The 25492-nt window shown below is 35.5% G+C and carries 24 protein-coding genes; 12 read left to right on the top strand and 12 right to left on the bottom strand.

Translation table 11 applies throughout. The features are described 5' to 3' along the window. Positions 1–6: 6 nt before the first annotated feature. Together LEP1GSC203_RS02180 and LEP1GSC203_RS02175 are read right to left on the bottom strand one after the other, a co-directional pair. The gene (locus LEP1GSC203_RS02180; protein WP_002972777.1) at positions 7–1401 is read right to left on the bottom strand and encodes an OmpP1/FadL family transporter; all 1395 of its coding nucleotides are present in this window, start codon (positions 1399–1401) and stop codon (positions 7–9) included. Positions 1402–1449: 48 nt separating this feature from the next. Beyond that, positions 1450–1944: a hypothetical protein gene (locus tag LEP1GSC203_RS02175; protein WP_002972323.1), complete on the bottom strand. Its 495-nt coding sequence runs from the start codon at positions 1942–1944 to the stop codon at positions 1450–1452. A gap of 125 nt (positions 1945–2069) precedes the next feature. Here LEP1GSC203_RS02175 and LEP1GSC203_RS02170 point away from each other — a divergent pair, with 125 nt between their 5' ends. After that, complete coding sequence (locus tag LEP1GSC203_RS02170; protein WP_002972233.1) at positions 2070–3329, top strand: U32 family peptidase C-terminal domain-containing protein; 1260 nt, start codon at positions 2070–2072, stop codon at positions 3327–3329. 112 nt (positions 3330–3441) lie between these two features. Next, the gene (locus tag LEP1GSC203_RS02165) at positions 3442–4308 is read left to right on the top strand and encodes a DUF4349 domain-containing protein (RefSeq protein ID WP_002972503.1); all 867 of its coding nucleotides are present in this window, start codon (positions 3442–3444) and stop codon (positions 4306–4308) included. Between the two features lie 168 nt (positions 4309–4476). On the opposite strand, the gene LEP1GSC203_RS02160 is transcribed toward LEP1GSC203_RS02165, so the two are convergent. Continuing rightward, on the bottom strand, positions 4477–4926 hold the full coding sequence (locus LEP1GSC203_RS02160) for a hypothetical protein (RefSeq protein ID WP_002972366.1): 450 nt from the start codon (positions 4924–4926) through the stop codon (positions 4477–4479). Between the two features lie 184 nt (positions 4927–5110). Here LEP1GSC203_RS02160 and LEP1GSC203_RS02155 point away from each other — a divergent pair, with 184 nt between their 5' ends. The 5 genes from LEP1GSC203_RS02155 (at position 5111) to creD (ending at position 12556) form a co-directional block, all read left to right on the top strand. Further along, entirely contained in the window at positions 5111–7105 is a 1995-nt protein-coding gene (locus LEP1GSC203_RS02155; protein WP_002972888.1) for a methyl-accepting chemotaxis protein, read from the top strand. A gap of 64 nt (positions 7106–7169) precedes the next feature. Beyond that, positions 7170–9032: a gamma-glutamyltransferase family protein gene (locus tag LEP1GSC203_RS02150; protein WP_002972482.1), complete on the top strand. Its 1863-nt coding sequence runs from the start codon at positions 7170–7172 to the stop codon at positions 9030–9032. Between the two features lie 8 nt (positions 9033–9040). Further along, positions 9041–9709 carry a response regulator gene (locus tag LEP1GSC203_RS02145; protein WP_002972398.1) on the top strand — a complete coding sequence of 223 codons (669 nt, stop codon included), beginning with the start codon at positions 9041–9043 and terminating at the stop codon, positions 9707–9709. A 34-nt stretch (positions 9710–9743) separates the two neighbouring features. Continuing rightward, on the top strand, positions 9744–11153 hold the full coding sequence (creC, locus tag LEP1GSC203_RS02140) for a two-component system sensor histidine kinase CreC (RefSeq protein WP_332248516.1): 1410 nt from the start codon (positions 9744–9746) through the stop codon (positions 11151–11153). Between the two features lie 74 nt (positions 11154–11227). Next, the gene (creD, locus tag LEP1GSC203_RS02135) at positions 11228–12556 is read left to right on the top strand and encodes a cell envelope integrity protein CreD (protein WP_002972775.1); all 1329 of its coding nucleotides are present in this window, start codon (positions 11228–11230) and stop codon (positions 12554–12556) included. Between the two features lie 135 nt (positions 12557–12691). Here the strand turns inward: creD and LEP1GSC203_RS02130 are convergent, their stop codons facing one another. Genes LEP1GSC203_RS02130 through lsa14 form a run of 3 tightly spaced genes read right to left on the bottom strand, consistent with a single transcriptional unit; the run spans position 12692 to position 13747 of the window. After that, positions 12692–13024 (bottom strand): TRL domain-containing protein, encoded by a 333-nt coding sequence (locus LEP1GSC203_RS02130; protein WP_002972259.1) that lies wholly within the window; start codon positions 13022–13024, stop codon positions 12692–12694. Positions 13025–13026: 2 nt separating this feature from the next. Continuing rightward, the gene (locus LEP1GSC203_RS02125; RefSeq protein WP_002972204.1) at positions 13027–13344 is read right to left on the bottom strand and encodes a TRL-like family protein; all 318 of its coding nucleotides are present in this window, start codon (positions 13342–13344) and stop codon (positions 13027–13029) included. 13 nt (positions 13345–13357) lie between these two features. Beyond that, entirely contained in the window at positions 13358–13747 is a 390-nt protein-coding gene (gene lsa14, locus LEP1GSC203_RS02120; RefSeq protein WP_002972863.1) for an adhesin Lsa14, read from the bottom strand. Between the two features lie 547 nt (positions 13748–14294). Here lsa14 and LEP1GSC203_RS02115 point away from each other — a divergent pair. Both LEP1GSC203_RS02115 and omp85 read left to right on the top strand, forming a co-directional pair. After that, the gene (locus LEP1GSC203_RS02115; protein ID WP_002972484.1) at positions 14295–15848 is read left to right on the top strand and encodes a methyl-accepting chemotaxis protein; all 1554 of its coding nucleotides are present in this window, start codon (positions 14295–14297) and stop codon (positions 15846–15848) included. 143 nt (positions 15849–15991) lie between these two features. Beyond that, the gene (gene omp85, locus LEP1GSC203_RS02110; protein WP_002972933.1) at positions 15992–17515 is read left to right on the top strand and encodes an Omp85 family outer membrane protein; all 1524 of its coding nucleotides are present in this window, start codon (positions 15992–15994) and stop codon (positions 17513–17515) included. A 59-nt stretch (positions 17516–17574) separates the two neighbouring features. Here the strand turns inward: omp85 and LEP1GSC203_RS02105 are convergent, their stop codons facing one another. The 4 genes from LEP1GSC203_RS02105 to LEP1GSC203_RS02090 all read right to left on the bottom strand — a co-directional run bounded on the left by LEP1GSC203_RS02105 (position 17575) and on the right by LEP1GSC203_RS02090 (position 20172). Further along, positions 17575–18012 carry an OsmC family protein gene (locus LEP1GSC203_RS02105; protein WP_002972682.1) on the bottom strand — a complete coding sequence of 146 codons (438 nt, stop codon included), beginning with the start codon at positions 18010–18012 and terminating at the stop codon, positions 17575–17577. Between the two features lie 188 nt (positions 18013–18200). Continuing rightward, a complete protein-coding gene (locus LEP1GSC203_RS02100; RefSeq protein WP_002972816.1) occupies positions 18201–18557 on the bottom strand; it encodes a DUF3703 domain-containing protein in 357 nt (118 codons plus the stop codon). A gap of 27 nt (positions 18558–18584) precedes the next feature. After that, positions 18585–19355: a putative signal transducing protein gene (locus LEP1GSC203_RS02095; protein ID WP_002972672.1), complete on the bottom strand. Its 771-nt coding sequence runs from the start codon at positions 19353–19355 to the stop codon at positions 18585–18587. Between the two features lie 13 nt (positions 19356–19368). Beyond that, positions 19369–20172: a helix-turn-helix domain-containing protein gene (locus LEP1GSC203_RS02090; RefSeq protein WP_002972524.1), complete on the bottom strand. Its 804-nt coding sequence runs from the start codon at positions 20170–20172 to the stop codon at positions 19369–19371. Between the two features lie 77 nt (positions 20173–20249). On the opposite strand from LEP1GSC203_RS02090, the gene LEP1GSC203_RS02085 reads away from it, so the two are divergent. The 3 genes from LEP1GSC203_RS02085 to LEP1GSC203_RS02075 all read left to right on the top strand — a co-directional run bounded on the left by LEP1GSC203_RS02085 (position 20250) and on the right by LEP1GSC203_RS02075 (position 24079). Beyond that, positions 20250–20705: an SRPBCC family protein gene (locus tag LEP1GSC203_RS02085; protein ID WP_039936969.1), complete on the top strand. Its 456-nt coding sequence runs from the start codon at positions 20250–20252 to the stop codon at positions 20703–20705. A gap of 76 nt (positions 20706–20781) precedes the next feature. Further along, positions 20782–21198 carry an SRPBCC family protein gene (locus tag LEP1GSC203_RS02080; RefSeq protein WP_002972298.1) on the top strand — a complete coding sequence of 139 codons (417 nt, stop codon included), beginning with the start codon at positions 20782–20784 and terminating at the stop codon, positions 21196–21198. 142 nt (positions 21199–21340) lie between these two features. Beyond that, on the top strand, positions 21341–24079 hold the full coding sequence (locus tag LEP1GSC203_RS02075) for an ATP-binding protein (RefSeq protein ID WP_002972761.1): 2739 nt from the start codon (positions 21341–21343) through the stop codon (positions 24077–24079). 77 nt (positions 24080–24156) lie between these two features. Here the strand turns inward: LEP1GSC203_RS02075 and LEP1GSC203_RS02070 are convergent, their stop codons facing one another. Next, positions 24157–24585 carry a DUF3995 domain-containing protein gene (locus LEP1GSC203_RS02070; RefSeq protein ID WP_002972836.1) on the bottom strand — a complete coding sequence of 143 codons (429 nt, stop codon included), beginning with the start codon at positions 24583–24585 and terminating at the stop codon, positions 24157–24159. 44 nt (positions 24586–24629) lie between these two features. Continuing rightward, positions 24630–25220 carry a hypothetical protein gene (locus LEP1GSC203_RS02065; RefSeq protein ID WP_002972611.1) on the bottom strand — a complete coding sequence of 197 codons (591 nt, stop codon included), beginning with the start codon at positions 25218–25220 and terminating at the stop codon, positions 24630–24632. Between the last annotated feature and the right edge of the window lie 272 nt (positions 25221–25492).

Genomic DNA, 25492 nt, shown 5'->3' with positions numbered 1-25492 from the left:
TCCTAATTAAATATTTTGTTCCATTCCAAGATAGATACTAAATACACTCATCTGTTTGTTATAAGAAAATTGGAATGGATGAATTTCTTTATTAGATAAGATAGCATGGGATAACGTCCAGTCTGAAGTTTTCCCCCCATAAGTTTTTTTCGGGAATCCATATTCACAAGCGATATGGAAAGTGGAATCATTCCAAGAGATACTTCCTCCCATAGATAGATGGTGTTCTATACTTGCTCCTAACATGGGGCTTACTCCACTAGCAGGAATTACATTATTCCCATAACTATATCCCATCCGACTCATAAAACGATCATTCCATTTATACTCAGCTCCTACAGCAAATATGGTTTGGTTTTTCCAGTTTAAATTGAATTGAAAGGCATTGGTTTCCACTCCAATAGGTGTCCTTACCCATACATCTTCTAGCCGAAACTTACTTGAATTGAAACTTTCGGACCATGGAATGTATTTGATATCAAAGTCGATGATAAACCTGTCGGTGCGGTAGGATATTCCTGCTATATGTTTGTCTGGCCATATCATATAACGTGAAACTCTTGTACCAAAGGATCTTTCCGGTACGTAACTATCTACTTTCATTGTTCCATCCATTGGCAGAAAATTTCTAGTAGTATAGGAATAAGCGATTCGAATGTTCTCTGTTAGATCATAAGAAACTCCAATTTTTCCTCCCATGGAATAAGCAGAATCACTTTGATAACGAATTCCGCCAGGGATGGTAAAACTCCTTGTTTCATCTTGGTAAGTTCTTTTTAATTCCATAAACCCATAAACCAAGTCAAAACCAGCACCCACTGCAAAGTTCCCTTTTTTGAGACCAGCACCAAACGTTGATTTTAAGGTCATAAATCTAAAATTTATATCTTCTACGGCTTTTGTGTTTTCTCCAATGATGGGAATATTGGTTCCAAAGGTTTCATTGATTGTCCTTCCATCTGGAGTGTGTCGTTTGATATTTTTAAACTGTCCACCCCCACCTCCTTGTGCATACAAAGCAAAACCAATACTAATATTTTCAGATATTGGTTTGATGATCCCGATATAGGGTAAAACTGCTTTCGGATGTTCGACTATGGAATTTCGATACGAACGACTCGGATCTGGATCAATGGATTCATCATTATATTCTATCGAAGGTAAATGAATCCCAGAACCTAACTCCCATTTGGTTCTTCTGACTCGAGCCAAATGAGAAGGATTTGATTCCAAATCCATCACCGATCCTCCCACTGCTTGGAAGGCTCCACCCATTCCTGCTTGTCTTGCGCCAAAAGCAGGCTGTAAAATCCCATGAAAGGCCTCCAGAGCGGGCGAAAGCCTCGGATTCAAGATTAGAATTAGAATGAATAAAGTTATGAAAATGCGACTCGAAATCATTTACTCCAGGGGTGGTGTCCACCATTCGGAAGTCAAGGGGTTAAAAATTCAGAAAAGGGAGAACCCTCGTGAGGCAAGGATTCCGAGGATTGTGATCGAAAGGGAAATGATCAAATTGAATCTTCCATAGAATGCGGATGTTTTTCTATACCGTTCATATTGAACGGGATCTGTGTTTAAATAGATAAAGGTTTTTGGGCCAGTCACAAAGTCATGATACAAAGAAGATAAAAATAAAATGATAAAAAGTCCTATTTTTGCGATAAACATATAACCAATATTAGTTGTTAATAAAGTCCCATTCGAGTAAAAATAACCTTTGTTATATAGTAATCCAATCCCTGAGACTATAAAAACTGAAAATACATAATAAGATATATTTCTAAACTGTAGAGCCGTTAATTGTAATAACCTTAATTTTTGGTCTTTTAATTCTGGATTCCGAATCACAGGCATGACTACAATTACATAAAATATCATTCCCCCTACCCAAATCATTGCAGAGAAGATATGAAAGATTAAAAATATATAGTAAAACAACATGATAGATTAGTATGGAAGATGGTATTTGTTTGTCGTTTCCTTTTTTCAATTTAGAAACAATCTAAAAATATATCTTATATATTTTCCTTTTTAGAAAAAGGGATTCTTTTCGGATGGGTAAGAGTATGTCCCAATTGAGAAAAATTCCAGAACTGTTACTACCTGCAGGAAGTTTAGAAAAATTAGAAATTGCATATCTATATGGTGCGGATGCAGCCTATTGTGGTGTTCCGCGGTTTTCTTTGCGGGCAAGAGAAAATGATTTTACCATGGAGGCTTTGGAAGCAGGTGTATCCCTTGCCAGAAAACTTGGTAAAAAAATATATTTCACTGTGAATAACATTCCTAGAAATTCTAAATTACCATCCTATCCGAAGTATTTAGATATGATGGCGGCTTTAAAACCAGATGCCTTGATTATGGCAGATCCTGGTTTGATCCTTATGACAAAAGAAGCTCATCCTGAATTAAACATTCATATCTCTGTCCAAGCAAACACAATGAATTATGCGGCTGTAAAATTTTGGAAAAAATTTGGTGTTACTCGAGTGATTCTATCTCGCGAAGTTTCCATTTCTGAAATTGCAGAAATCAAAAATGAAGTTCCCGATATGGAGATAGAAGTGTTTGTACATGGATCCATTTGTATCGCTCATAGTGGTCGTTGTTTTATGAGTAACTATTTCAAAAAACGAGATGCTAACCAAGGTTCTTGTAATAACGCCTGTCGTGATTTGTATAAGGTGTATGTTACAAATCCCAAACAGAATGAGGAACCTATGGAACTCATTACAGACGAAGATGGAACATTTTTAATGAATTCTAAAGACCTTCGAGCAATTGAATTCTTGCAAGAGTTATGTGATGCGGGAGTGGATTCGTTAAAAGTAGAAGGTCGCACTAAAAACGATTATTATGTGGGAATGGTGGCTCGTAGTTATAGACATACCTTAGATAGTATTGCACGAGGTGAAAGTTTTGATCGTAAATGGTTAGAAGAACTAGATAAAGTTTCTTCGAGAAAATACTTTTCCGGGTTTTTAACTCGTGGTATGGAAGATCGTATTCCTGAAGAGGAAAGAGATTTCCAAAACAATGAATTTGGAACGAGTTTACAAATGAGCCAAAAGTATGCGGGGTTTGTAAAAGAATATAAACCCGATACAAAACGTATCATCATAGAAGTAAAAAATAAAATCCAAAAAGGGGATGAGATGGAAGTGATCATAGCAACAGATCCCAATCCATTATCGTTTACTGTGGATCAAATTTTTTATAAACAAAAACCAGTCGAAGTGATTAGTGGGGGAATGGGAACTGTAGAATTGGATGTTCCTTTTGTTATCCCTTCCAAATCTTTTTTAAGTAAAAAACTAAAGGGATGAATTCCCTACCTTCTAATCATTCAAATTAAATGATTTGAATTCCTTTTGTATTGAGAATCTGTCTAAAGAGAACTGTTAAGTTACTATAGAAATAGATAGGTTAGGGCTTTTTGTGAAAAATACTTTGAAATTGATCATCTTCGCATTGTTTGTTTTCCTACTGCATTGTGGAAAAGAATCCAATAGCGAAAGTACGGCACCGGTCGAAGCGGAAATCCGTTCCTCGGATATGGAGAGTGAGAAAAAAGTGGCTCCCAGTGCCCCGAGAGCAGAAGAAAACATCGAACCGCCGTCAGTCGAAAATCAACTCGGCCAAGTTTTTGTTCCCATCCAAAATAGTTCCGAACGATTGTTAGAATACCAAGTTCAAATGAGTTATCAAACCCAAGATTTAATTAAAACAAGAAAGGATCTTCTTAGTTTTATCACCAAATACGGGTTTATCGAAAGTAGTTCCGCTGTGAATACTGATTCTCCCTATATGAGTTTACGTGTTCATATAAGGTCGGAAAAGTTATATGAGGCACTGATCGAATTGGATACCTATGGAGTTTTACTCAGTGAAGACATTTCGACTATAGATCATACAGAAGGAATGGTTTGGCAAAAGATCAAATCAAACCGCGAAAAGATTCGTTTAGGACGGCGCAACAATGCGAACAACCAAACTTCCGCCAATTCTAAAAACTGGCAAGAAATAGAAGAAGCTGTCACTGAGAGTGAAAACAATTTAGATAGTTCGGAACATGAAATTTGGAAAATCAAAGATAAAGTAAAATGGGCCACATTGAGTATTAATTTCTCAAGTCCGATTCCAGCAGATAAAATCCAAATCCCTACTTATAAAAATGCATTCATTGGAATTCTAAATGTATTTTTAGAGTTAACATACTATCTGATTTGGATGATTCCTTTTTTGATACTTGCTGGTCTTTTATATCTTCCTTTAAAAAAGATTTATTTGTACTTTAAAAAATAAAACCTGGACGGTAAGGAAAGGAACTGATTCATTCTATTTTGATTTCAGTTCCTTTTTTTCATCCTTGGTTAATTACAACTTCCAGATACAAGATTAAACTTCTTTTTCTCTTCTGGATCCGAAATGGTTTCTGCTTTCAAATTGTATCTTCCTCTTTTTTTAACCTGGTTAAATCGAATAATTCCGAATCCAAGATTCCGATTTTTCGGGATCGTCAAAAAAATGTTCTGAATCTTTTCCAAAGCGACTTTCGTATTCATTTATTTTATAACTATCATGATGACAATGAACAGCTGCCAAACATTCAATTTCATTTTTGGAAGTAAGTTTTAAATCCTTTGCTTCTTCGAACAAATCTAAATACCCAATCCTCCAATTGTATTGGCTTAAAAGAAGAGGGATTATGTCCCGGTAAGCTTTGTGTGCGGATACGGAAGCTGGGTTTAAACCATAGAGATTTACAAAGATTTTAAATTGAGTTCCACTAGGAATTTCAGCAAATGCCTTTTCTAAACTTTGTTTCCATTCGGATACTTCTGTTTCTGTCACAGAGCCTGAAATTCGAGTGATGATTAAAGTGGATTCTTTTTCCCATTTGGTATAGATATCATTGTTCATAATCTTTGGACATGAGTAGTAATCCCTAGATCATAAAAAAAGTATTTTTTGTTAGAATGATTCTAGGTATGTTGCAAAAAAATCATGATTTCAAACTCTTAACCAATGAGCCTTGTGGTGGGTTCTTTAAGAATATTCTGATATTCCAAACCACGTTCAATATAAATAAAATTGGGAAAAATTTATGCAGCGTAATTCTATTAAATTCATTTTGTTACTGAGTGGTGCTTCCATTCTCTTTATCATCAGTTGTTCTGTAGGTGCAGTTGCTTACTATTTCGGACAGAAAAAAATTAAAGAAGCTTATATTGGACAAATGCAAGGAATTGTAGAAGTAGTTGGACAAGAGATCGATGATTTTTTTGTCAATCATGTAAATGTCATTAAAACTGTAGCTAATGATCAAAGAACGATCACCTCTTTAAAGACAGGAAAACCAATTGCACAAGGTTACTTTAAAGAACTAAATGATCGATATGGTGTTTATGAAAATATCTATACACATACTTATGATAATGATCCCCGAGTTGTAGCCGATGCTACTGGCCAAGCCATCGGTTGGAAAATGAAACCAGAAGATATGGATCCAGAAGAACTAAAGGCAGGGAAAGAAAAAAGATACTTCGTTGGAAAACCCATTCTAAATCCTCTCACTAATAATCCTGTGGTTACTATTACCTATCCTGTGTATGACAACGGAAAATTAATTGGTAATGCAGGTATTGCTCTTTCACTTATGAACTTAACCGATAAAGTGATTAATAAAATCAAAATTGGTCGAGATGGTTATGTAGTTGTTTCTACAAAAGCGGGACTACTCATTGCTTTAAAAGAAAAAGCACAAATTTTAAAGTACGATTTATCTAAAGATGAATCTGGTGCACGTATGTTGTCATTGAAAACAGGTGATGTACTTGAGTTTGAATATTTAGAAAGAGAACATCTTGCGGTGAGTCATCATTTAAAAGATTGGGGAATGGTAATTCTTGCTATCCAACCCAAAGAAGAAATTAAGGAAGCATTGTTTGAATTACTTTTAATCATAACAATTTCTTCTATCGTAATTGCACTTGTGTCCATTTGGCTGTTATATGTTTTATTAAGCAAACGATTGAATCCATTGGAAGACGTGAGCCATATTTTTAAAGAAATGTCAGAAGGTAATTTAACTTCGTCTATCAAAGTTATTTATGATGATGAGATTGGACGTATGGGACAAGGACTCAATGTATTTATTGCGAGTTTAAGAAAATCATTTGAAGAGATCCAACGAATTACCATTGAACTTGCTGCATCATCAGAAGAATTAACTTCCTCTTCCAATAATTTTGCTACAGGAGCCCAATCCACGGCAGCTTCTTCGGAAGAGATGTCTGCAACCATTGAAGAAATGTCTGCAGGAATGGATCATATTGCTGCTTCTACAGATAGGCAATTCGGTAACTTTACAAACTTCCATTCAAAGATTAGAGAACTATCGGAAAGTATCCGTAAGATTGGATCAGAAATTGAAAGTACTTTGAAGTTGGCAGAGTCTATTTCGAACCAAGCGAAAAAGGGAGAGGAGTCCATCCAAGGAATGAGCAAAATGATTGAGAACATCCTTCATTCCTCGGGAGAAATGACTGCCATCATTCAAATCATCAATGAAATTTCAGATCAAACGCAACTATTGGCTTTGAATGCTGCCATTGAAGCGGCAAGAGCTGGCGAAGCAGGAAGAGGATTTGCTGTCGTTGCTGATGAGATTTCAAAACTTTCGGAAAAAACAGCATCCTCTATAAAATCAATTGGAACCATGATTACAAAAAACAATCGGGAATTAGATTCTGGTGCCAATGCCATTCGTTCTTCTGCAGAAATGTTGCATAATATCATTCAAAATGTAGAAACCGTAAATGCAGCGATGAATAAATTATATTCGGTTACTTCTGCTCAAGAGTCCATCAAACGAGAAGTAGACGAAGGTGCAGAACAAATGGGCCGAGATGCTGAAACTATTAAACTTTCTACCAATGAGCAGAAAAGAGCTGTAAGAGAAATTTCAGATGTCATCATTCAAATCAATGAACATACGTTAAGTACTGCTTCTGGTTCAGAGGAGATGTCTTCATCTGCTCAAAATTTAGCATCGACTGCGGAGATTTTAAAGGGGATCACTGAACGATTTAAGTTGTAAAAATTGATTCGACATATAACCAAAATTTGCCATTGTTTTTATCAAATTGAAATTTGAGGACTCCATGGCAAATTTACCAAAGATTTTTTTCTCTCTGTTCTTTTCTATTATTCTATTTCAATGTTTGGGAAGCCGTCGGCCAATTGTTCCTTCCTACGTAGATCCACAAGGGAATTTACGCGAAGCAGCAGTGGGAGAAAAGTATATGGTGTCCACAGGGAATCCTTTGGCCACAAAGGCCGCCATAAAAGTTTTGGATAGTGGTGGGAATGCTGTTGATGCAGCAGTCGCAGCACTTCTTGTGTTAAATGTAACCAATGGAGAAGCGGCAAGTTTTCCTTCCGTAGCCCCAACATTAGTTTACGATAAAAAAACCGGACAAGTCAAAAGTTACATAGGTGCTGGAACGGCTCCAAAAAAAGCAAACATCGAGTGGTTTAAAGAAAAAGGTTATGATGTGATGCCGAAAAATTCTATTTTGACTCAGTTGTTACCTGCCTCTCCCGATGTCATTGTACGATTGTTACAGGATCATGGGACCAAATCTTTTGCAGAATTGGTACAACCAGCTGTTAGCGTAGCAGAAGAAGGATTTCCTGCAAATCGAATCCTTGTAAAAAACTTAGACTTACCATTGTATAAACGTTTTGGATTTACATTGATTATGCCATACAACGCTGAAGTATATCTTGAAAAAAAATGGTGGTATGGAATTCGAGAAGGTGAATTAACAAAAAGATTGGATCTTGCAAAAACTTGGAAGGCTATGGCCAATGAAGAAATTAAGGCTGCAAAAACTGGAAAGACCAGAAAACAAGCATTAGAATCTGTTTGGGACTATTTTTATAAAGGTCCTATTTCAGATGCAATCGTAAAACTTCATACAGATAAATCTGGTCTTATTACAAAGGAAGATTTGGCAAATTATGCTGGTGGTTGGGAAAAACCAGTTTCCGGTGAGTTTAGAGATTATCAAATTTTATCAAACCAAACTTGGACGCAAGGTCCCGTAGTTCCAATGGTATTGCAATTGTTAGATGGAATTGATCTTAAATCTATGGGTCATAACTCTCCGGAATATATCCATACTGTTTCCCAGGCGATTGAACTTGTTGTTGCCGATAGAGAAAGGTATTTTGGCGATCCAAAATTTGTAGATGTTCCTTTAGAAGGTTTGCTTTCCAAAAAGTATGCAATTCTCAGACGGAAACTGATTCAAAGAGATGCCTTCGGAGTTACTCCTCCCTATGGAAATCCTTGGTTGTATGATTCAAAAAAATCAAACCCCACTCTAATACAACCTAACGAACCAAAGGAACAATCTATAAGTGAAATTAAATATGGAAAGGACACTACTTATTTGAGTATAGTGGATTCTGTAGGTAATGCAGTTTCTCTCACGCCGAGTGATTTTCCTCAATCTCCTATGGTTCCAGGTACAGGACTAACATTGGGAATTCGTATGACACAGTTTCGTTTGGATCCTACCCATCCTTCTTCCCTTGCCCCAGGAAAACGACCACGGATCACACCCAATCCAGGAATGGTTTTGAAACAAGGAAAGTTATGGATGAGTTTTGGAACTCCTGGTGGTGATGTCCAAAGCCAAGCAATGATTCAATTTTTTTTAAATGTCATAGTCTTTGGAATGGATCCACAAAAAGCAGTAGAAGCGCCTAGGTTTCGTTCGGTGAACTGGCCAGATAGTTTTTCTCCACATACTTATAGACCAGGTGGAATTGAATTGGAAGAAACTCTCTATGCTGCAGTTTCTGATTCATTAAAAGAAAAAGGTTACAAAGTATATAAAAAAGGACATTTAGATAATGATTTCGGTTCTATTTGTGCAGTAATAAAGGATACAAAATCCAAAAAATTGATTGGAGTTGCCGATCCTAGAGAAGAGTCCTGGGCCGAAGGAAAATAAATTTTCACATGACCAAAATACTTCTGATAGAAGATGAACCAGGAATTCAGGAAACCATCCAAATTACATTGGAGTCGGAAGGATTTTTTGTTTCTCTGGCTTCCACCGGAAAACAGGGGATTCAATTGGTTTCTAACGATATATCACTCATAGTGCTTGATATTGGATTGCCTGACCAAAATGGTTTTGAAGTTTTGAAGGAAATTCGAAAATCATTCCAAACGCCTGTTATCTTCTTAACGGCACGAAATACAGAGATCGATAAAGTATTGGGATTGGAGATTGGTGCAGATGATTATATTGTAAAACCATTTAGTCCGAGAGAATTATTAGCAAGGATCAAAGCAATACTAAGAAGAACAGCACAACCGCATCCAATGAATGATCATAAATTCAGAATTTCTTTGGATAAAAAGTTGGTCTATTTGAATGGAAAAACTTTGAATCTTTCTCCTTACGAATATAAAACCATGGAATTGTTTTTTAAATGGCCAGGTAGAATTTTTACTAGAGAAGAAATTATGGACAGTGTGTGGACAGAACCAGAAGATAGTTTCGACCGCGCAGTGGATACAGTCATCAAAAACATCCGTGCCAGGTTCAAAGAAATTGAAAATGACTTCGACCCGATTGAAACAAGAAGGGGACAAGGTTATGGATTAAAGGAAAAGATATGAGCCTTTGGATACGAATCATCATTAGTTTTTTTTTATCCTAAGTATTGGTTTTTACTATTTAATCGATAAAACAGAAGAGTCTATTCGTCCTCGTTATATGGAAACTGTCGAGGAGTCACTAAATGATACGGCTCATATTTTGTCTGCGATTGTAGAAGAACGATTAGAACAAAACCCTCATTCCTATCTCAAATTCAAAGATATTTTACACACATTATTTTCACCTGTTTTCAATAATACAAATAAACGTTCGTTTAATGCAAAGATATATTCTCTATTAAAAACCAATACCGACATTCAAGTTTATATCACCGATGAAAAAGGGTTTGTGATATTTGATTCAGAAATTTACAGAGAAGGACTCGACTATTCTAAGTTTAACGATGTGTATTTGACTCTACAAGGAAAGTATGGAGCAAGATCGAGTAAACTTTTAGATAAGGAGGGTGAAGGTGCATTGTTTGTCGCATCTCCCATCCGATTCAAAAATAAAATCATTGGAGTTCTCACTGTTATCAAACCAAAAACAGGTGTGATTCCTTTCATTGAAGAGGCTAAAAGAAAGTTTTGGCGCATTTCTCTTCTTGTGGCTACTGCGATTGCCGTTCTTTTTAGTATACTCGCTTATTTGATTTTCCGTCCTATTTTACGTCTTTCAAAGTATGTGAGTTCTCTTCGAAAAAAAGAGAAGGCAGTATTCCCAAAAATTGGAATTCGTGAGTTGAACGAACTAGGTAAGGAAGTGGATTTACTTGTAGAAGAAATTGAAGGAAAAAAATATATAGAATCTTACGTTCAAACTCTGACTCATGAAATCAAAAGTCCACTTTCATCAATTCTCGCATCAGTAGAACTATTACAATCCCATCCAAATGAGTCGGGACGATTGACTAAAAATATTCAGGAAGAAGCTAAACGAATTCAAAATCTCATTGAACAATTGTTAGAACTTACTTCATTGGAGGGAAAAAAATCTATCTCTTTGGAAGATCGAGTATTAATCTATGAGTTAGTAGAGGAAACAATCTCTAATTTTCAATCAGAATTACAATGGAAAAAAATATCTATTGTTATACATTGTGAAGATACAAATTGGGAAATAAAGGGAAACCGCAATTATTTATATTTATCAATAAAAAATCTAATTAAAAATTCGATCGATTTTGCAAGCGAAAACAATACCATAAACATTGAAATTCATAAAGAACCGGACAATTCCATAAAATTTTCAGTGATTGACGAAGGCCATTCCATACCCGATTATGCACTCACTCGAGTTACAGAAAAATTTTATTCCTTACCAAGACCAACTAACAACCGAAAAAGTTCAGGATTAGGTCTTAGTATAGTAAACCAAATTGTTGACTTACATGGTGGTAAATTAGAAATCCAAAACCGAAATCCGCATGGGGTAATTGTTTCGTTATGGTTTCCAAAAAATTAGACCCTCACAGAATCCTCACATTCAGAACATAAAATACTCACGTGAAAGATCTATCCTATGGGTAGGAGATTTTTATGAGTAAACTACAAACATCTGTCAACCTTCGTTTAGCCATTCTAGGGGGAATGGTTCTATTATTTATCATACCGCTGCTTATGATTGGTTCCTTAATCGAAGAAAGAAGTTTCGCAAGAAACGAAGCCGTAATTGAAGTGGGAGAAAAATGGGGGACAAACCAAACATTAGTTGGACCCATTTTGGTGATTCCTTATAACCTAAGAATTCCCAAATCAGGTTCCACTAAGGAAAAAGACAAATGGGATTATATTACCGATTATGCCTATTTTTTACCTGAAGAGTTGGATTCTGTAGTGGATATGAAAACGGAACTTCGTAAAAGAAGCATTTATGAAATTCCATTATACACAAGTAAGGTGAAGGTAACTGGAAAATTTTCATCAATACAAACTTCTGATTTTCCAATGGATACAACCTATATCTACTGGGATGATGCAAGGTTGATTGTTTCTGTTTCCGATTTGAAGGGACTCGGAGGAGAGATGAAACTGAATTGGTCCGGGAAAGATAAAAAGTTTTTACCAGGCACCAGGTCATCTTATTTACAATCAGGTCTAAACGCCCCAGTCCTTATTTCAGAAGCGGGTAGCTCAATTCCATTTGAAATCCAAATGGAAGTCAAAGGCTCAGAATCATTGTCTGTGATTCCTATTGGGAAAAAATCCAAACTAATGATGAGTTCTGATTGGAAGGATCCATCCTTTAATGGAAATCTTTTACCAAAGGACCGTTCTATTCATGAGAATGGATTTTCTGCAGTTTGGGAGACTTCGTATTTTGCAAGATCCTATCCACAAGTCATTCATTCTATGGATGAATCAATTTTCGGTTCGATTTTGAATTCAGGGTATGGAGTCAGTTTGGTGATTCCAGTAGATCATTATTTGAAGATGGAGAGGTCTGTGAAGTATGGACTCCTCTTTATCGTGACAAGCTTTGCTTTGTTTTTTCTTATGGAAGTATTTGGTGGAGTTTTGTTACATCCTATCCAATATATCTTAATTGGTTCGGCTATGGTATTGTTTTATGTATTGAACCTATCGTTTTCAGAACACTTTGGATTTTTGCCTGCCTATATTTTATCAAGTTTGGCAGTGACTGGACTTATCGGATACTATTCCATTAGTGTATTGAATCATAAAAGAAAAGGACTCATCACTGCTTCTTACTATTTAGTTTTGTATTCCTTTCTTTATGTGATTTTGGCATCGGAAGAACAAGCCTTACTCCTTGGGTCTTTGGCACTCTTTTCGGTTCTTGCGGCCGTGATGCATTTCACTCGCAAAGTGGATTGGTATCAATTCGGAATGAAAAAGGAAGGTTAGAAAGAGTTTTGTAAATAAGAAATTCTAAGAGAAAACGTTAAGTAAGTATAAAAAAACCTAACAGAAATGAGGTTCTCTGTTAGGTTTTTAACTTACTAGTCGAAACTTAAGTATGTTTTTGTGAAAAGAAGAGAATTACTCTCCCCAAACAACAACACAGTCAAGAGTGAAGAGACCAGGTAGAATGACAGTAGTGTCTCTATCAATCACAGCAATTTTTTTGATGTTTCCTTTGGTTGCTGCGTCGCTAACTGACTGACCTGCACCGTAAAACCAATTGTATACTAAAACAGATGTAAAACTGCAAGATTTCCCTGATTTTTCTACTTTAGCAGAAGACAATGCATTTCCATTTGAATCTACAGTAGAATGCTGCGTAGTGGATGTAAAAAGGATACCTGGCATTGGTGCCGTAGTACAGTTTGTAAATAACGCCAAACTAATAATTGAAAGTAAAATGTATTTCATGATTATTCTCCTGATACAATTGTACAATAGTTACGGTATAAACCGGTCAAAATAGAAAGAGAAGAATGGTCGATTGTTGCAATTTTACTGATTCCGTTTTTGTTTGCAACAGATCCAGCTCCTGCATCTCCAGCACTAAAGATATAAAGGAGAGTAAATTGGCATCCTTTTGCTTCTTTTGTTGACTTTACATTGTTTTCAGGGTTGATAGTTCCAGCAAATTTTGTGGAATTAAAAATAAACCCGTGAGTTGGTCCAATCGCACAATTAGCGAAAAGAAATACAGATAATAGAGAAATAAATACTAATTTCATTTTCATAGGGAAACTCCGATTACGATCCTTTAACAATTGTGCATACTCGATGATAAACGAAACCGGCAATAATGCCCATTTGGTCATATTCTACGAAGGCAACTTTTGTAATATTTGCAGATTTTTTAGCTGATTCGATAGAAGAATCTCCAAAAGAAAACAAATGCAATACTGCATGGTTACATCCTCTACCTTCAGTAGTTGCTTCTGCATTGGATCCAATAGGTCCAGGTACGTTTGTCTTGTGGAATAATAATCCACCTTTTAAGAAAACACCTTGTGTCGCATATTCCCTAGTAGGGTTTGTGTTTGCATTTGGTGCAATGTATGCCAGATAGGAACCACCTGTACAGTTTTGAGTGAATAGTATGATCGTGAGTGAGATCGCAAAAAAAATGCTCTTTTTCACATGATCCTCCTGATTAATTTTTGTCAGTTGTATTTTTATTTATATTTTGTGTCAACGATCTTGGAAATTTTCTTAGAAAAACTAACAGATAATTTGCGGTATTGTAGTGGAAAGCCTGTTAATTGCTGACACTAGCAAAATTAGTAATTGCATTCAATCTAATCAATGCCTACTGGATAAAAGTTTATTGCAATGAAGTTTTATTTTTTAGAAAAATAATAAAAAAAATTTGGAATCAAAACTGTTTTTTCTTTTTCCAAAATATAAAGTAGCTAACTTTAAAAATATTAGCTTTGTCTTTTAAAAAAAGTGATTTTCTTTAATCTTCTTTTCGTCCCATTTCTATTAGGGTGAACAAGATTCAGTTTTTCTCCATTTCGGCTTTAGATCGAGTGCATGTAGTTTCAGATGAGAACTTCGAAAAGCGAATGTAGGGGCTCTGGATTCTGTTTTAGGTTTTTTCTTATGGGTCGAGAACGTTTTTTGCCAAGTAACTCCGTTTTGAAACTATGGCTAAATTCTCTATACTTTCTAAAGAAGGTTCTGTTTGTTTGCTAAACTTTTTGCTTCAAAAAATGTGATGACGATTTCCGATGACTTGTTCACGGAAGTGATGTTAAGAAACAACAAACGAATGTTCATGTCGTTTCTTTCGATTCTTGCCCTAGCGAATGTGGCAACACTTTCCATCAAAATTGCAGGAAAAGGTTCGGACTATCTCACCTACCAAAGTATTCTTATCGAATTTGTCCTCGCAACTTCCATATTAATCGTTGGATTTTTACTTTCTACAAGATTGAAAACTCACTGGTCATCGAGTTATATTTCTATTACTGGTGTTACTTTGTGTTTGCTTGTGTTTCAATTTGTCATTTATGGGGCCACTGAACTTTCTGCTACATTCTATATCTCCTTTGTTTTGAGTGTATTGTATTTCAATCGTAATGCTTCCATTTATAATTTTATTTTGATTATTGTTTCTGAAATCGTTTTGTTTTTGGTGCGGCCTGAATTAATTCCTGGTGGTCCTAAAAGTAATATCATTGTTAGATTTCTAATTTTTGTTTGGGTAGGGATCGGTGCCACAGTAGGGGCCACTGCCACAAGAACACTTCTTAACTTAGCTGTAGAAAAACAAAAAGAAGCAAAGAAAGCCTTAGACAATTTGATGAACATGGCAAAAACAATTTTGAATACTATCGATATGATGAAACAACAGATTAAAAATCAAGATACGATTTCGGAAGAACTAAAACAAATTTCACAACATCAAGCTTCCTCTCTTGAAGAAATATCTACCTCATTAAAAGAATTATCTTCAAAAGCAGATTCAAATAACAAAATCGCCAAATCCTTGTATAACGAATCAGAAGTTTCTATTCAATCGGTAAGTGATTTAAAAGCAATTAATGAAACTGTTCAAACTGGAACGAGCAGGATATACAAAAATTTAGACGTAGTCATGGGTTATTCCAACGATACTTCGGAACATATCCATCTTTCGATTAATAAATTCAATATCCTTAAAGACAAAAGTACGGAAATTTCAGATTTTGTTTCAGTGATCAATGACATTGCAGATAAAGTAAACTTGTTGTCTTTGAATGCTGCGATCGAAGCAGCAAGGGCAGGTGAACATGGGCGAGGATTTGCTGTTGTTGCAGAAGAGATATCAAAGTTAGCGGATGCAACCACTCGGAACTCAAAAGAAATTTCAAAGATCATTCAAGAAAATCTATCCCTGATTGGAGAGAGTAGTGACCTCATTAACAAATCTTCGGTAATGATGGGGAAATTGGATACTGCTATCGGAACCATCAAAAATGATATCACAGGAGTTGGAACCAAAATTGTAGAAATTGACAAAGCCATTGAAACTATCGATAACCTAAATACAAGGATTTACGAGACTAGTAAAACCATCGAAAACTCTACGAATTTCCAAAAAATTGCAACCGAAGAGTCCACAAAAATCACAGCCAACGTTTCTGAATCTGCAGCCAACATAGTCGAAATTTCCAAACAAATTTCAGAAAGTAGTAAATCCACGGGCGGGATCATTGTTCAGCTAGATTCTATGGCCAAAGAAATGACGAATTAACGATCAAATTGCCAAATTCCGAAGAGAAGAAAGGAAACCAACGGCCAGGATTCTAGACTTATAAAAAGTGAGTGGAAACTCATTTCCTGGTTGACCGATTCTTCCCTGTACGTATTGTCCATGGGTTGTATACGCTCACACCTATGAATCGAATCCTTAGCCTTGTTCTTTTTTCCTTTGTTAGTTGGTTTTTCTTAGTCATACCAACTTCACTCTCTGCCCAGGACTATGTTCCCAGTGCTGGTTGTGAAAAAGATCCTCCTCCGAAAAATCTACCCTTTCCTATGGATGCGAGCAAACAACTTTGCAAAAAGGACATAGAGGATAAAAAAGAAAGTTGGTACCCTACGGGTTTACCTCTTATCAACTCCGATCCAAACGAAGGAATTGGATATGGCGCACGTGCTTATATTTACGAAAACGGAAAAAAAACTGATCCCCTTTTCTATTACACTCCGTATCGCATGCGCGTGTTTGCTCAATACTTTAATACAAACAAAAATGCACAATACCACCAAGTGAGTTTGGACATGCCCTTCATTGCAGACACACAATGGCGACTCCGGGCCGACTTATTTTTGACCATCACACCAACGACTCTCTATTTTGGAATTGGTGAAGATACCATGAAGCCTTTATCGTATTTGGACAGAAACCAACCTGATGGAAGGCATATTGTAAACGCAAGTTACATGGATCAGGAAAATAACCTAACCTACTTTCGACCTGGAACTAGTTCTGATCCGATCAGTTTAGGTGGAAAAACCTATTCTGGATTTCCGCAGGCTCCAGGTTATGTAGTGACAGACAAAATGTACAACCGTTATACGATTGAAACTCCAATGGCAACAGCAAGTACGGAACGTTCCTTTGTCGGTGGAACTGTAAGGCTTGTCGCAGGTTTTAAGTTTTCTAATAACATCGTCAGAACCTATGATGGAAGGTTGGCACGTGGTGTAGATCCTCTCCTTGGTGGTGAACACACAGCAGATGTTCCCAATGGAAAAACTCGCCTTACAGAAGACTACGAAGGAAAAAAAATAATCGGATATAATGGCGGATATGTAAATGCACTTCGAGTAGGACTCGTATATGATACAAGAGATTTTGAACCTGATCCTAACTCAGGTATTTTTGCCGAAGCCACTTACGAAAAACATACAAAGTCCATTGGCTCCGAATATGATTATCAAAAATACTTTGCTCAAACAAAATTATTTTGGAGTCCTTTCCCTAAGGTATTTGATAAGTTAGTTGTTGCCAATCGATTTGGATTAGGTGTGACTGATGGAGAAGCACCATTTTATGAATATAGAAATATGTGGGGAACAGAAGGTCTTGTTGGGGGACTTGGAGGTCTTCGAACACTTCGAGGGTTTAAACAAGATCGATTTGTGGGCCGGGCCATGGGTTGGGGGAACACAGAAGTTCGTTGGAAGTTTGCAGAAGCTAGGTTTGGATCAGAATTTTTTGCCTTTAACTTAGTTCCTTTCTTCGATTATGGTCGTGTATGGGACGATGAACATAAATTAGGTTGGAAAGGTTATGCGTATTCTAGAGGTATTGGTTTACGGATTGCTTGGAACCAAGCAACCATCATCATGATTGATTATGCAAAATCTAGAGAAGACGAACAACTCTTTGTTAACTTTAGCCATGTATTCTAATTAAAGAATCGAATAGGATACCAAAAGTATTGTAACAACTATTGGTATCCTAAAATATACTAACCTGCAACGGCCACTTCATTCAAGACAGCAACTCCTGAAAGACTATCCTTCACAGGACAAACTTTATCAATATGAGCCAGAAGTGCATCAATGTTTGCCTTTGGTGAATCACTTTGAATGTTCACTCGGTAACGGATTTCCGAAAAACCAGGTCTAACATCGGATAGTCCTTGAAATCCATCCAAATCTAAATCACCTTCTGCAAAAACCTGGTAATCTTTTAACTCCACTTTGTGTGCAGGTGCAAAAACAGAAACCAAAACTCCAACACAAGCGGCAAGTCCACCTAATACATGCTCAACGGGATTGGCTCCCAAATCGGTTCCACCTAAAAATTCTGGTTCATCAATCACCCATTTGTGATTCCTTGATTCTACGTTTAACTTCAGGCCCCCGGCCCACGATGCCTTTGCTTCAAATAAACTATTCGCCATTTGATTCCTCCAAATTGGTACGTACTGAAGTTCCAGTGGGAAAAGGAGTTGGCGAGTCCCTTATTCGCTATAGCAGACAAAAATTCCAATATTGCATAGTATATGGCTCTAAGTTCTGATACATTGAACAGTGAGGCAAGTGACGTTGTCTTTCCAACCCAAGAAGGGGCAATTTTCTTTAAGAACGATTATGTGGTTTCGCCGGCCCTCTCCAATAGAACTTTCAGATCTTCCTGAATTGGTAGTACTTGCATGATTCCAATATCTGCTCCTCCCGTGTTTCCGATCGGAACCCGGCCAATGAGAGATCCAATTCCCGCCACCGCAAGCCGTACTAACTGTCCGAAAATTTCTCGTTTGTCTTTGTTACGAATTCCTACTTTTAGCATCCACCAATGGTTGTAGGTATGAGGAATCACAAATCTTTGTCCAAGGATATGCGCACGTTCAAGATGGAAAAAAGATTCTTTATACTTTGATTCATTGTATAAGTTTTTTGCCGTAGTCATCTCTAAATCGAAAGCTTGTTTTAAAATGGGATGCATTATGTTATTACTTTTCCTATTGATTCTTTAATCAACGATTTCAGATTCATCAAAACGATGGTCTTTATTTTGATCCAAATATCGTTTTTGTTTAGAACCTTGGTTGTTGTAGATGATGTATTCGTCAAATTCGCCATCTTGGTCGTTGTCTGCAAATTCAACTGTTTTAATTCCTTTGGTATCATAAGATCTTTGTATTGTAAAAAAATCACCGAGATAGGGATTGAAAGACTCGTAAGTTAATAATCCACTCGAATCATAATTTTTTTCATTTTTGATTTTATCTGTTTCTTTATCATAACAGGAAATTTGGAGTATCTTTCCAGTTTTTCTGTATCTAGTGGAAGTACAATAAGAATCGTCATCGAATTCATAAGTAAATAACTCATTTTCCATTGAATGTTTAAATTTTAAAAACTTATCTTTTTCCACGATAAAAAGGAAAAGAAAATAGAGATTGGACACAAATAAAATACCGGAGATCAATGTAAGTAGAGCCACTTTATCTTTTTTTCGTTTTAATTTGGTTAACTCTCGATAACGGTTGTATCTACTTTCAGGAAAAACATCTTCTTCATGAGGTTCTTCTGTTGCAGATCCATTTTCAATAACCTCTAAAGCTATTTCATAATCTTTTTCGGCAACATAAATCTCAATTAAATTGGATTGTCTAGGAATCATTGAATTTAATACATCAAGATATTCTCCTTTGGTCATAAACTTGATGTTATTTGCAGAAAGGACCGATTCGATGATTTTTATCTTTGTATAATCAGTGGATGTGTAAATTAATTTCATATACTTTTATTTTTTATAAGACTGTTTTAAGGTATTCTTCTGGACTTAGTCCAATAGTATTTTTAAAATCTTTTATAAAATGTGCCTGGTCATAATATCCCAAATCTAAAGCCATCTCTGCATAATGGATAAATTTTTCTTTTTCTATTCGTTCTGCTACTTCTTGAATTCTAAATCGTTGGATGACCCATTTGGGACTAACTCCTACATACTCACGAAAGAGTCTTTGTAAACTACGAACGTTGGTTGAAAATAGTTTAGCAATTTGATCCACTGTTTGGATGGTTCTATCTTCTTTAACTTTATCGATCATGACATTGATTAAGGGAATTTTAGGATCGCGTTCTGGTAAAATACTTTCTAGCCATGTTTCAATGATTTTGATTCTACTTTCTTCATCTTCTTTTTGAAAGATTTTATTTTCAAGGGGCAGGCTATCTTCTCTAGTTAGTTCGGAAATGGGTATTGTTTTGTCTGTGAGTATTGATATATTTTTTTGAAAGAATGGATAAAATCCTCCCGGTCGGAATTTGATTCCAAATACAGAACCTTTGCCTTCCAAAAGAATAGAAAACTTACCTTTGGTGACGCCAAATATTTTTGAATTTCCTTTCTCAAAAACAATGTGGATGCTTGGATAAGGAAGAGTTTCTGCAAGGTAAGGTTCCATGTCTGTAAAATCCCAACTAACAGTCCAATAATGTTCAATAAAAAAATCAAGTTTTGTATTAGCAAAAAACCGATTGTGTTTTGTCATTAAATTGGCTTTCGTTTGGCGTAAAACTCCCCTAGTTGGTTTTCCTTTTTCATTCGCCATAGCACTTATTTATAGTTTTGTCGTGTTTTTACAATCCAAATCTTTGAATCTCTGGTATCTTATTTTTGAAGGAACCAATGAACACTGCAAATCAACTAAACCATAATTTAAACCTGAGTATTACAAAAACCATTCAATCAAATCCAGAACGCGTTTGGGAAATTCTTACTACACCCAAGTACATCAAAGAATATTTATATGGATCGGAAGCTATATCTGAATGGAAAGAAGGAACTTCCTTAGTTTTTAAAGGAATTTGGGAAGGAACACCTTATGAAGAAAAAGGTACCATTCTATCTTTCCAACCGCCTCATACATTCAAATATACTTATTTTAGTGCTTTCTTTGGTTTACCAGACAGACCAGAAAATTATTCGATCATTGAAAACAAACTAACATTTGCAGATGGAATCGTAACCATTCATTTAAATCAAACTGGATTTACAGCAGAAGAACGACGGGACCATTCGATAGAAAGTTGGAACCAATGTTTGGATATCGTAAGAGGGATTGCAGAGAACTTAAATATCTAAGGTTGATGGAAAATTGTATTTCATTGCAATAGAAAATGAATTGCAACTGAAATAGGTATCCATTATATATTCTGCCATGGACTCCAATCAAATCATAATTCAATCTACGATTCAAGCTGATAGCCAAAAGGTTTGGGACTACTACACCAACCCGAAACACATTATCCATTGGAACTTTGCTTCCGATGATTGGCAATGCCCTTGGGCAAAAAATGACTTACGTGTCGGTGGAAAGTACAGTGCGAGAATGGAAGCCAAAGATGGAAGTTTTGGTTTTGAGTTTGAAGCGGTCTATGACAAAATCACAGATCAAAAGTCATTTACCTATACGATGGAAGATGGTAGGAAAGCTTCTGTTGATTTAGAAGCAGAAGGTAACAAAACAAAAGTGACAGTAAGTTTTGATCCTGAAAAAGAAAACCCGGAAGAAATGCAACGGGGAGGATGGCAAGCCATACTAGATAACTTTAAGAAATATGTGGAAGGTCATTAGAAACTTTTAGATGCTTCCCTATTTGGGGCGGAGTGAGCGCCCTAGGAAGCCCCTGTCTCGGGTGAGAAAATAATTTCATTTCGCTCGTTACCGAAATTTTAAATTTACTGATTCTTCAATTTTCCATCGTCCTTATATATGTATGTCTGCCGGGAATGTGTTTGTTAGGAATTTCATTCGAGAATTAGCACTCCTTATTTTTGTATTTTTACTCTATTTCTTAGCTGGAAAACTCAGTCTCAATCTGTCTTCGATAGATGGATACAGTACACCAGTTTGGCCTCCTGCTGGCCTCGCCTTAGGATTTGTTTTAATCTTTGGGAATCGCGTTTGGCCTGCATTATTTTTAGGCGCATACTTTACCAACACGACGCACCTTCCCACTTCGGAAACTTGGATTCAATTTTTAATCTCTAACCCACAAAATATAACTATCTCATTAGGAAACTCAACCTCAGCAATTTTAGGTTCCTATCTTTTAAAAAGGTTTTCTAGTCCTACGTTAAATATTTTCCAAGCAAACGAAATCTTAATCTTTTTTATTTTAGCAGGCCCTGTTTCTGCATTTATGTCTTCTGTCATCGGAAGTTTGTCTTTGTTTTATTTTAAGATCATCTATTTTGAATTCCTTTTCCAAACTTGGATTACTTGGTGGATGGGAGATTCCATTGGAATTATTATTTTCACTCCACTTCTAATTTTAATATGGAAATGGTATAAAGGTGAGGAAAAATTTTTAAGATTAATTATTTTTGCTTCTGCAACTATGAGTACTTTTGTTTTTACATTATCTATATTTTTCTTAACTCGGAATTGGGAAAAAGAGTTTATCAAATATAGAATCAAGTCCGATGGACAAATCATTTCTTCGGGAATTGAACATGGCTTTTTAGAAAACTTAAGAGTTGTAAAAGCCTTAGGCTCATTTATCTCTCTAACAGAAAATCTAAATCGAAAAAAATTCGATCAGTTTTCAAAAGGGATTATGGAAGACTCGGGTAGCGTAACTGCATTATCTTGGAATCCTCTGATCAGAAACTCTTCACGTCCCCACGCGGAAAAAAATTTAAAAAAAGATTATTCAGATTCAATTGGTATATCAATCAGAAAAGATCAAAAATTAATAAGATCACCAGAAAACGAAGATTATGTATATATCCGTTTTATCTATCCTTATAGCGATAACAAACAAGCTATTGGATTCAATATTCTATCTGATCCAACGAGAAAAGATGCTTTGTTTAGTGCAACAGAAAGACAAGATATTGAGATTACAAGCAAAATCAACCTTGTACAAAGTTTGAAAAATAATTTAGGTTTTTTGGTTTTTTCTCCTATTAATCGGTGGGATGGTGAGTTTGGATTTGCTACAGCTGTGATTCGATTAACGACAATCATTGAAAATTCAATCATTGGGAATGATCAAAATCCTTTGTGTATAAAAATTGAAGAAGTTAACGATCCTTATAATATAGAAATATTTTCAAAAAATTGTTCAAATATAGACGAGAAAATTTTCTCAGATTATTTTTATGAACACCCAATTTTAATTGGTTCGCATGTGTTGAACATTAAAACCATTGCGACTAAAGATTATTTCCAAATGAATCTTACCAATGCTTCGCGTTTTTTGTTAATCATATCTTCGCTTTTAACTGGGCTTTTAGGAATTCTGCTTCTTATCATTATGGGTAAAGAGAAGAGCATTCAGGATATCGTTGAAAAAAGAACATTTGAGCTTGAAAAAGCCAACCGAGTGAAATCTGAGTTTTTGGCCAATATGAGTCATGAAATCCGCACACCTATGAATGGAGTGTTGGGTATGTTGACCTTGTTAGAACAGACAAATATAGATGCAGAACAAAAAGATTATTTAGACAATGCTGAAAAATCCGTATTATCACTTTTAACAATCATCAATGACATATTGGATGTATCTAAATTAGAAAACAAAAAATTAGAATTCATTTCAAAGCCAACAAATATTAATAAATTATGTAAAGATGTAACCCAGTTGTTTTTTGCAGATGCAAAGAAAAAGAATTTAGATCTTCAAATCAATATCATTGGTTTGGATCCAAATCTTTATGTTCTGGTTGATGAAAATCGACTTCGCCAAATATTGATTAACCTAATTGCAAATGCTCTTAAGTTTACATTCGTTGGCTCAATATCTTTAGATGTGAATTTAAGTAATGATAAAAGGTATATAGTTTTTACAGTAAAAGACACAGGCATTGGTATATCGGAAGAAAATATCGCCAGGTTATTTGATCGTTTTGTACAATTGGAAGATTCTCGTACAAAAAAATTTGAAGGCTCTGGGCTCGGACTCTATATTTCAAAACAACTTGTCCATTTGATGGGTGGCGATATAGAAGTTCAAAGTAAAGTAAACGTTGGCTCCACTTTTCAATTTACCATTCCATTTCAAGAAACAGAACAAAGAGAATTACCCTTAGGAAATCTCAATACAACAAAAATTGGAACAAATAAAAATTACCATATTTTAATCGCTGAAGATAATTTATTAAATCAAAAGTTTATTACCAAAATATTTCAAAAAGAGAATATCAAGGTAAGTGTTGCATCCAATGGACTTGAAGTCATTCAGTTTCTGGATGATTCTTTAGGTCATTTGGAAGATCGATTTGATATGATACTCATGGACATACAAATGCCAGTGTTAGATGGTATGGAAGCAACAAAAATGATTCGAAAGAGAAATGATTCGTATCGTGATATACCAATCATCGCAATCACTGCAAATAGTATGGAATCACAGCTGAATGAATATTTAGAAAATGGAATGAATGGTTATGTTAAAAAACCCATTATCCTTTCGGAACTTCTTTCGATGATCTATCAAAATCTAACATAAGATTGAGAATTTGTTTTTGAAAATCAATGTCACAGAACTAAAATTCGAATGCTAAAAATCTTTGGAATATAACGAGCTTATCGTATTCCACTCTGAATCAAATAAGCCAATAGAGAGATGAGAAGACAAAGCGGAGAAAAAAGGATTGTGTCCCAATAAGCAAATTCCTTATTTTTAATTCGTTTTGTGAATCCGATATAGTTAAAATCTCCAATGGCACGAATCCCAAAGATTATCATAGTAAACCAAGATCCAAGGATATAAACATTGGAATCAAAATTTAATGACAGAAATCCTGAGAGTGAAAAGTAAAAAATGGATAGTAGAGTGAGTGCCAATCCAACTAAAAAACTTTCGATTCTTTTTGGATAAAATAAAAAACTTCCATCTTTTTTCCTTGGTAGAGCAGATTCAAATCCCCAAAGAATATTGAGGGACCACAGAAAATGTAAGATTGCAAGAATTAAAAATATAATTACCAATGTAAGTGTGTAAAAAAGATTCATAATGGAGATCTTTAGAAATTTGAATAAGATTGAATACTCATTATTTAAAATGATAATTCATAAGAAATAAGAAACTTTTGTGAGTTAGAACTTTGCCCCATAGTGATGGAATCTTTTTGGATATCAAAATGTAGGCCTGTTTGAGTAGTTCCTTTTTCCCAAGAAACTCCAAACCAGTAAGTATATCCAAGTTGCATAATGTATTTTAAACCGAGTAACGTGAGTTTCATTTCGTTGTTATCGCGAATTTTTTCTAAGTCTTTTTTTGAATCTAAACTATTTAGCAAAAAAAATAAATTTTGATCAGATAGAGTGGGTTGGTTAAGATAAGAAAACTGTAAAAGTTTTTGCGATTCTGAAAATGTTTCCCTTTCTCTTTCTTCTTCATTATGACCTTTATATTCAGATCTTGCAAGTAAGGTTGTAATCCCAGCGACAACATACCCTTTGCGATATGCCTTTGCATGTATTAATCCCCATCCAGGCAAAACAGCACTACGCCAAACCAAATCCCATCTAGATCGGTTTTCTATTTTGGAATTTTCTGAGTCTAAAGGTGATTCGTTTTTAGAAGGACTTTCCTCTGCAGATACTGTAAAAGTAATAATTAGCAGAAACAATATAAATTTTTTCATAGTATGATAGTATAGTTTTTGCTAGTTCCTACTGGATTGATACTGGAAATTTTTTAATAATTAAAACTGGCGTTTTTTATTGTTAGTTTAGGTATTCTAAACTCCTGCCTTTTTTTGATTTTTCCTCAGTTTTATTCCATTGACAAAATATGTCTCTTTGGATTTGTTTAGATTCTATTCCGGGAGGAATGAGGTGGAACTCCTCAACTGACGGCGCAACCGTAAATCCTTATCCAAACCAGATATGGAAAGTCGGATCTTCCCACAGATGA

Source organism: Leptospira terpstrae serovar Hualin str. LT 11-33 = ATCC 700639 (genome assembly GCF_000332495.1).
GTDB classification, from domain to species: Bacteria; Spirochaetota; Leptospiria; order Leptospirales; family Leptospiraceae; genus Leptospira_A; species Leptospira_A terpstrae.
This window is presented reverse-complemented; position numbering and strand designations above follow the sequence as displayed.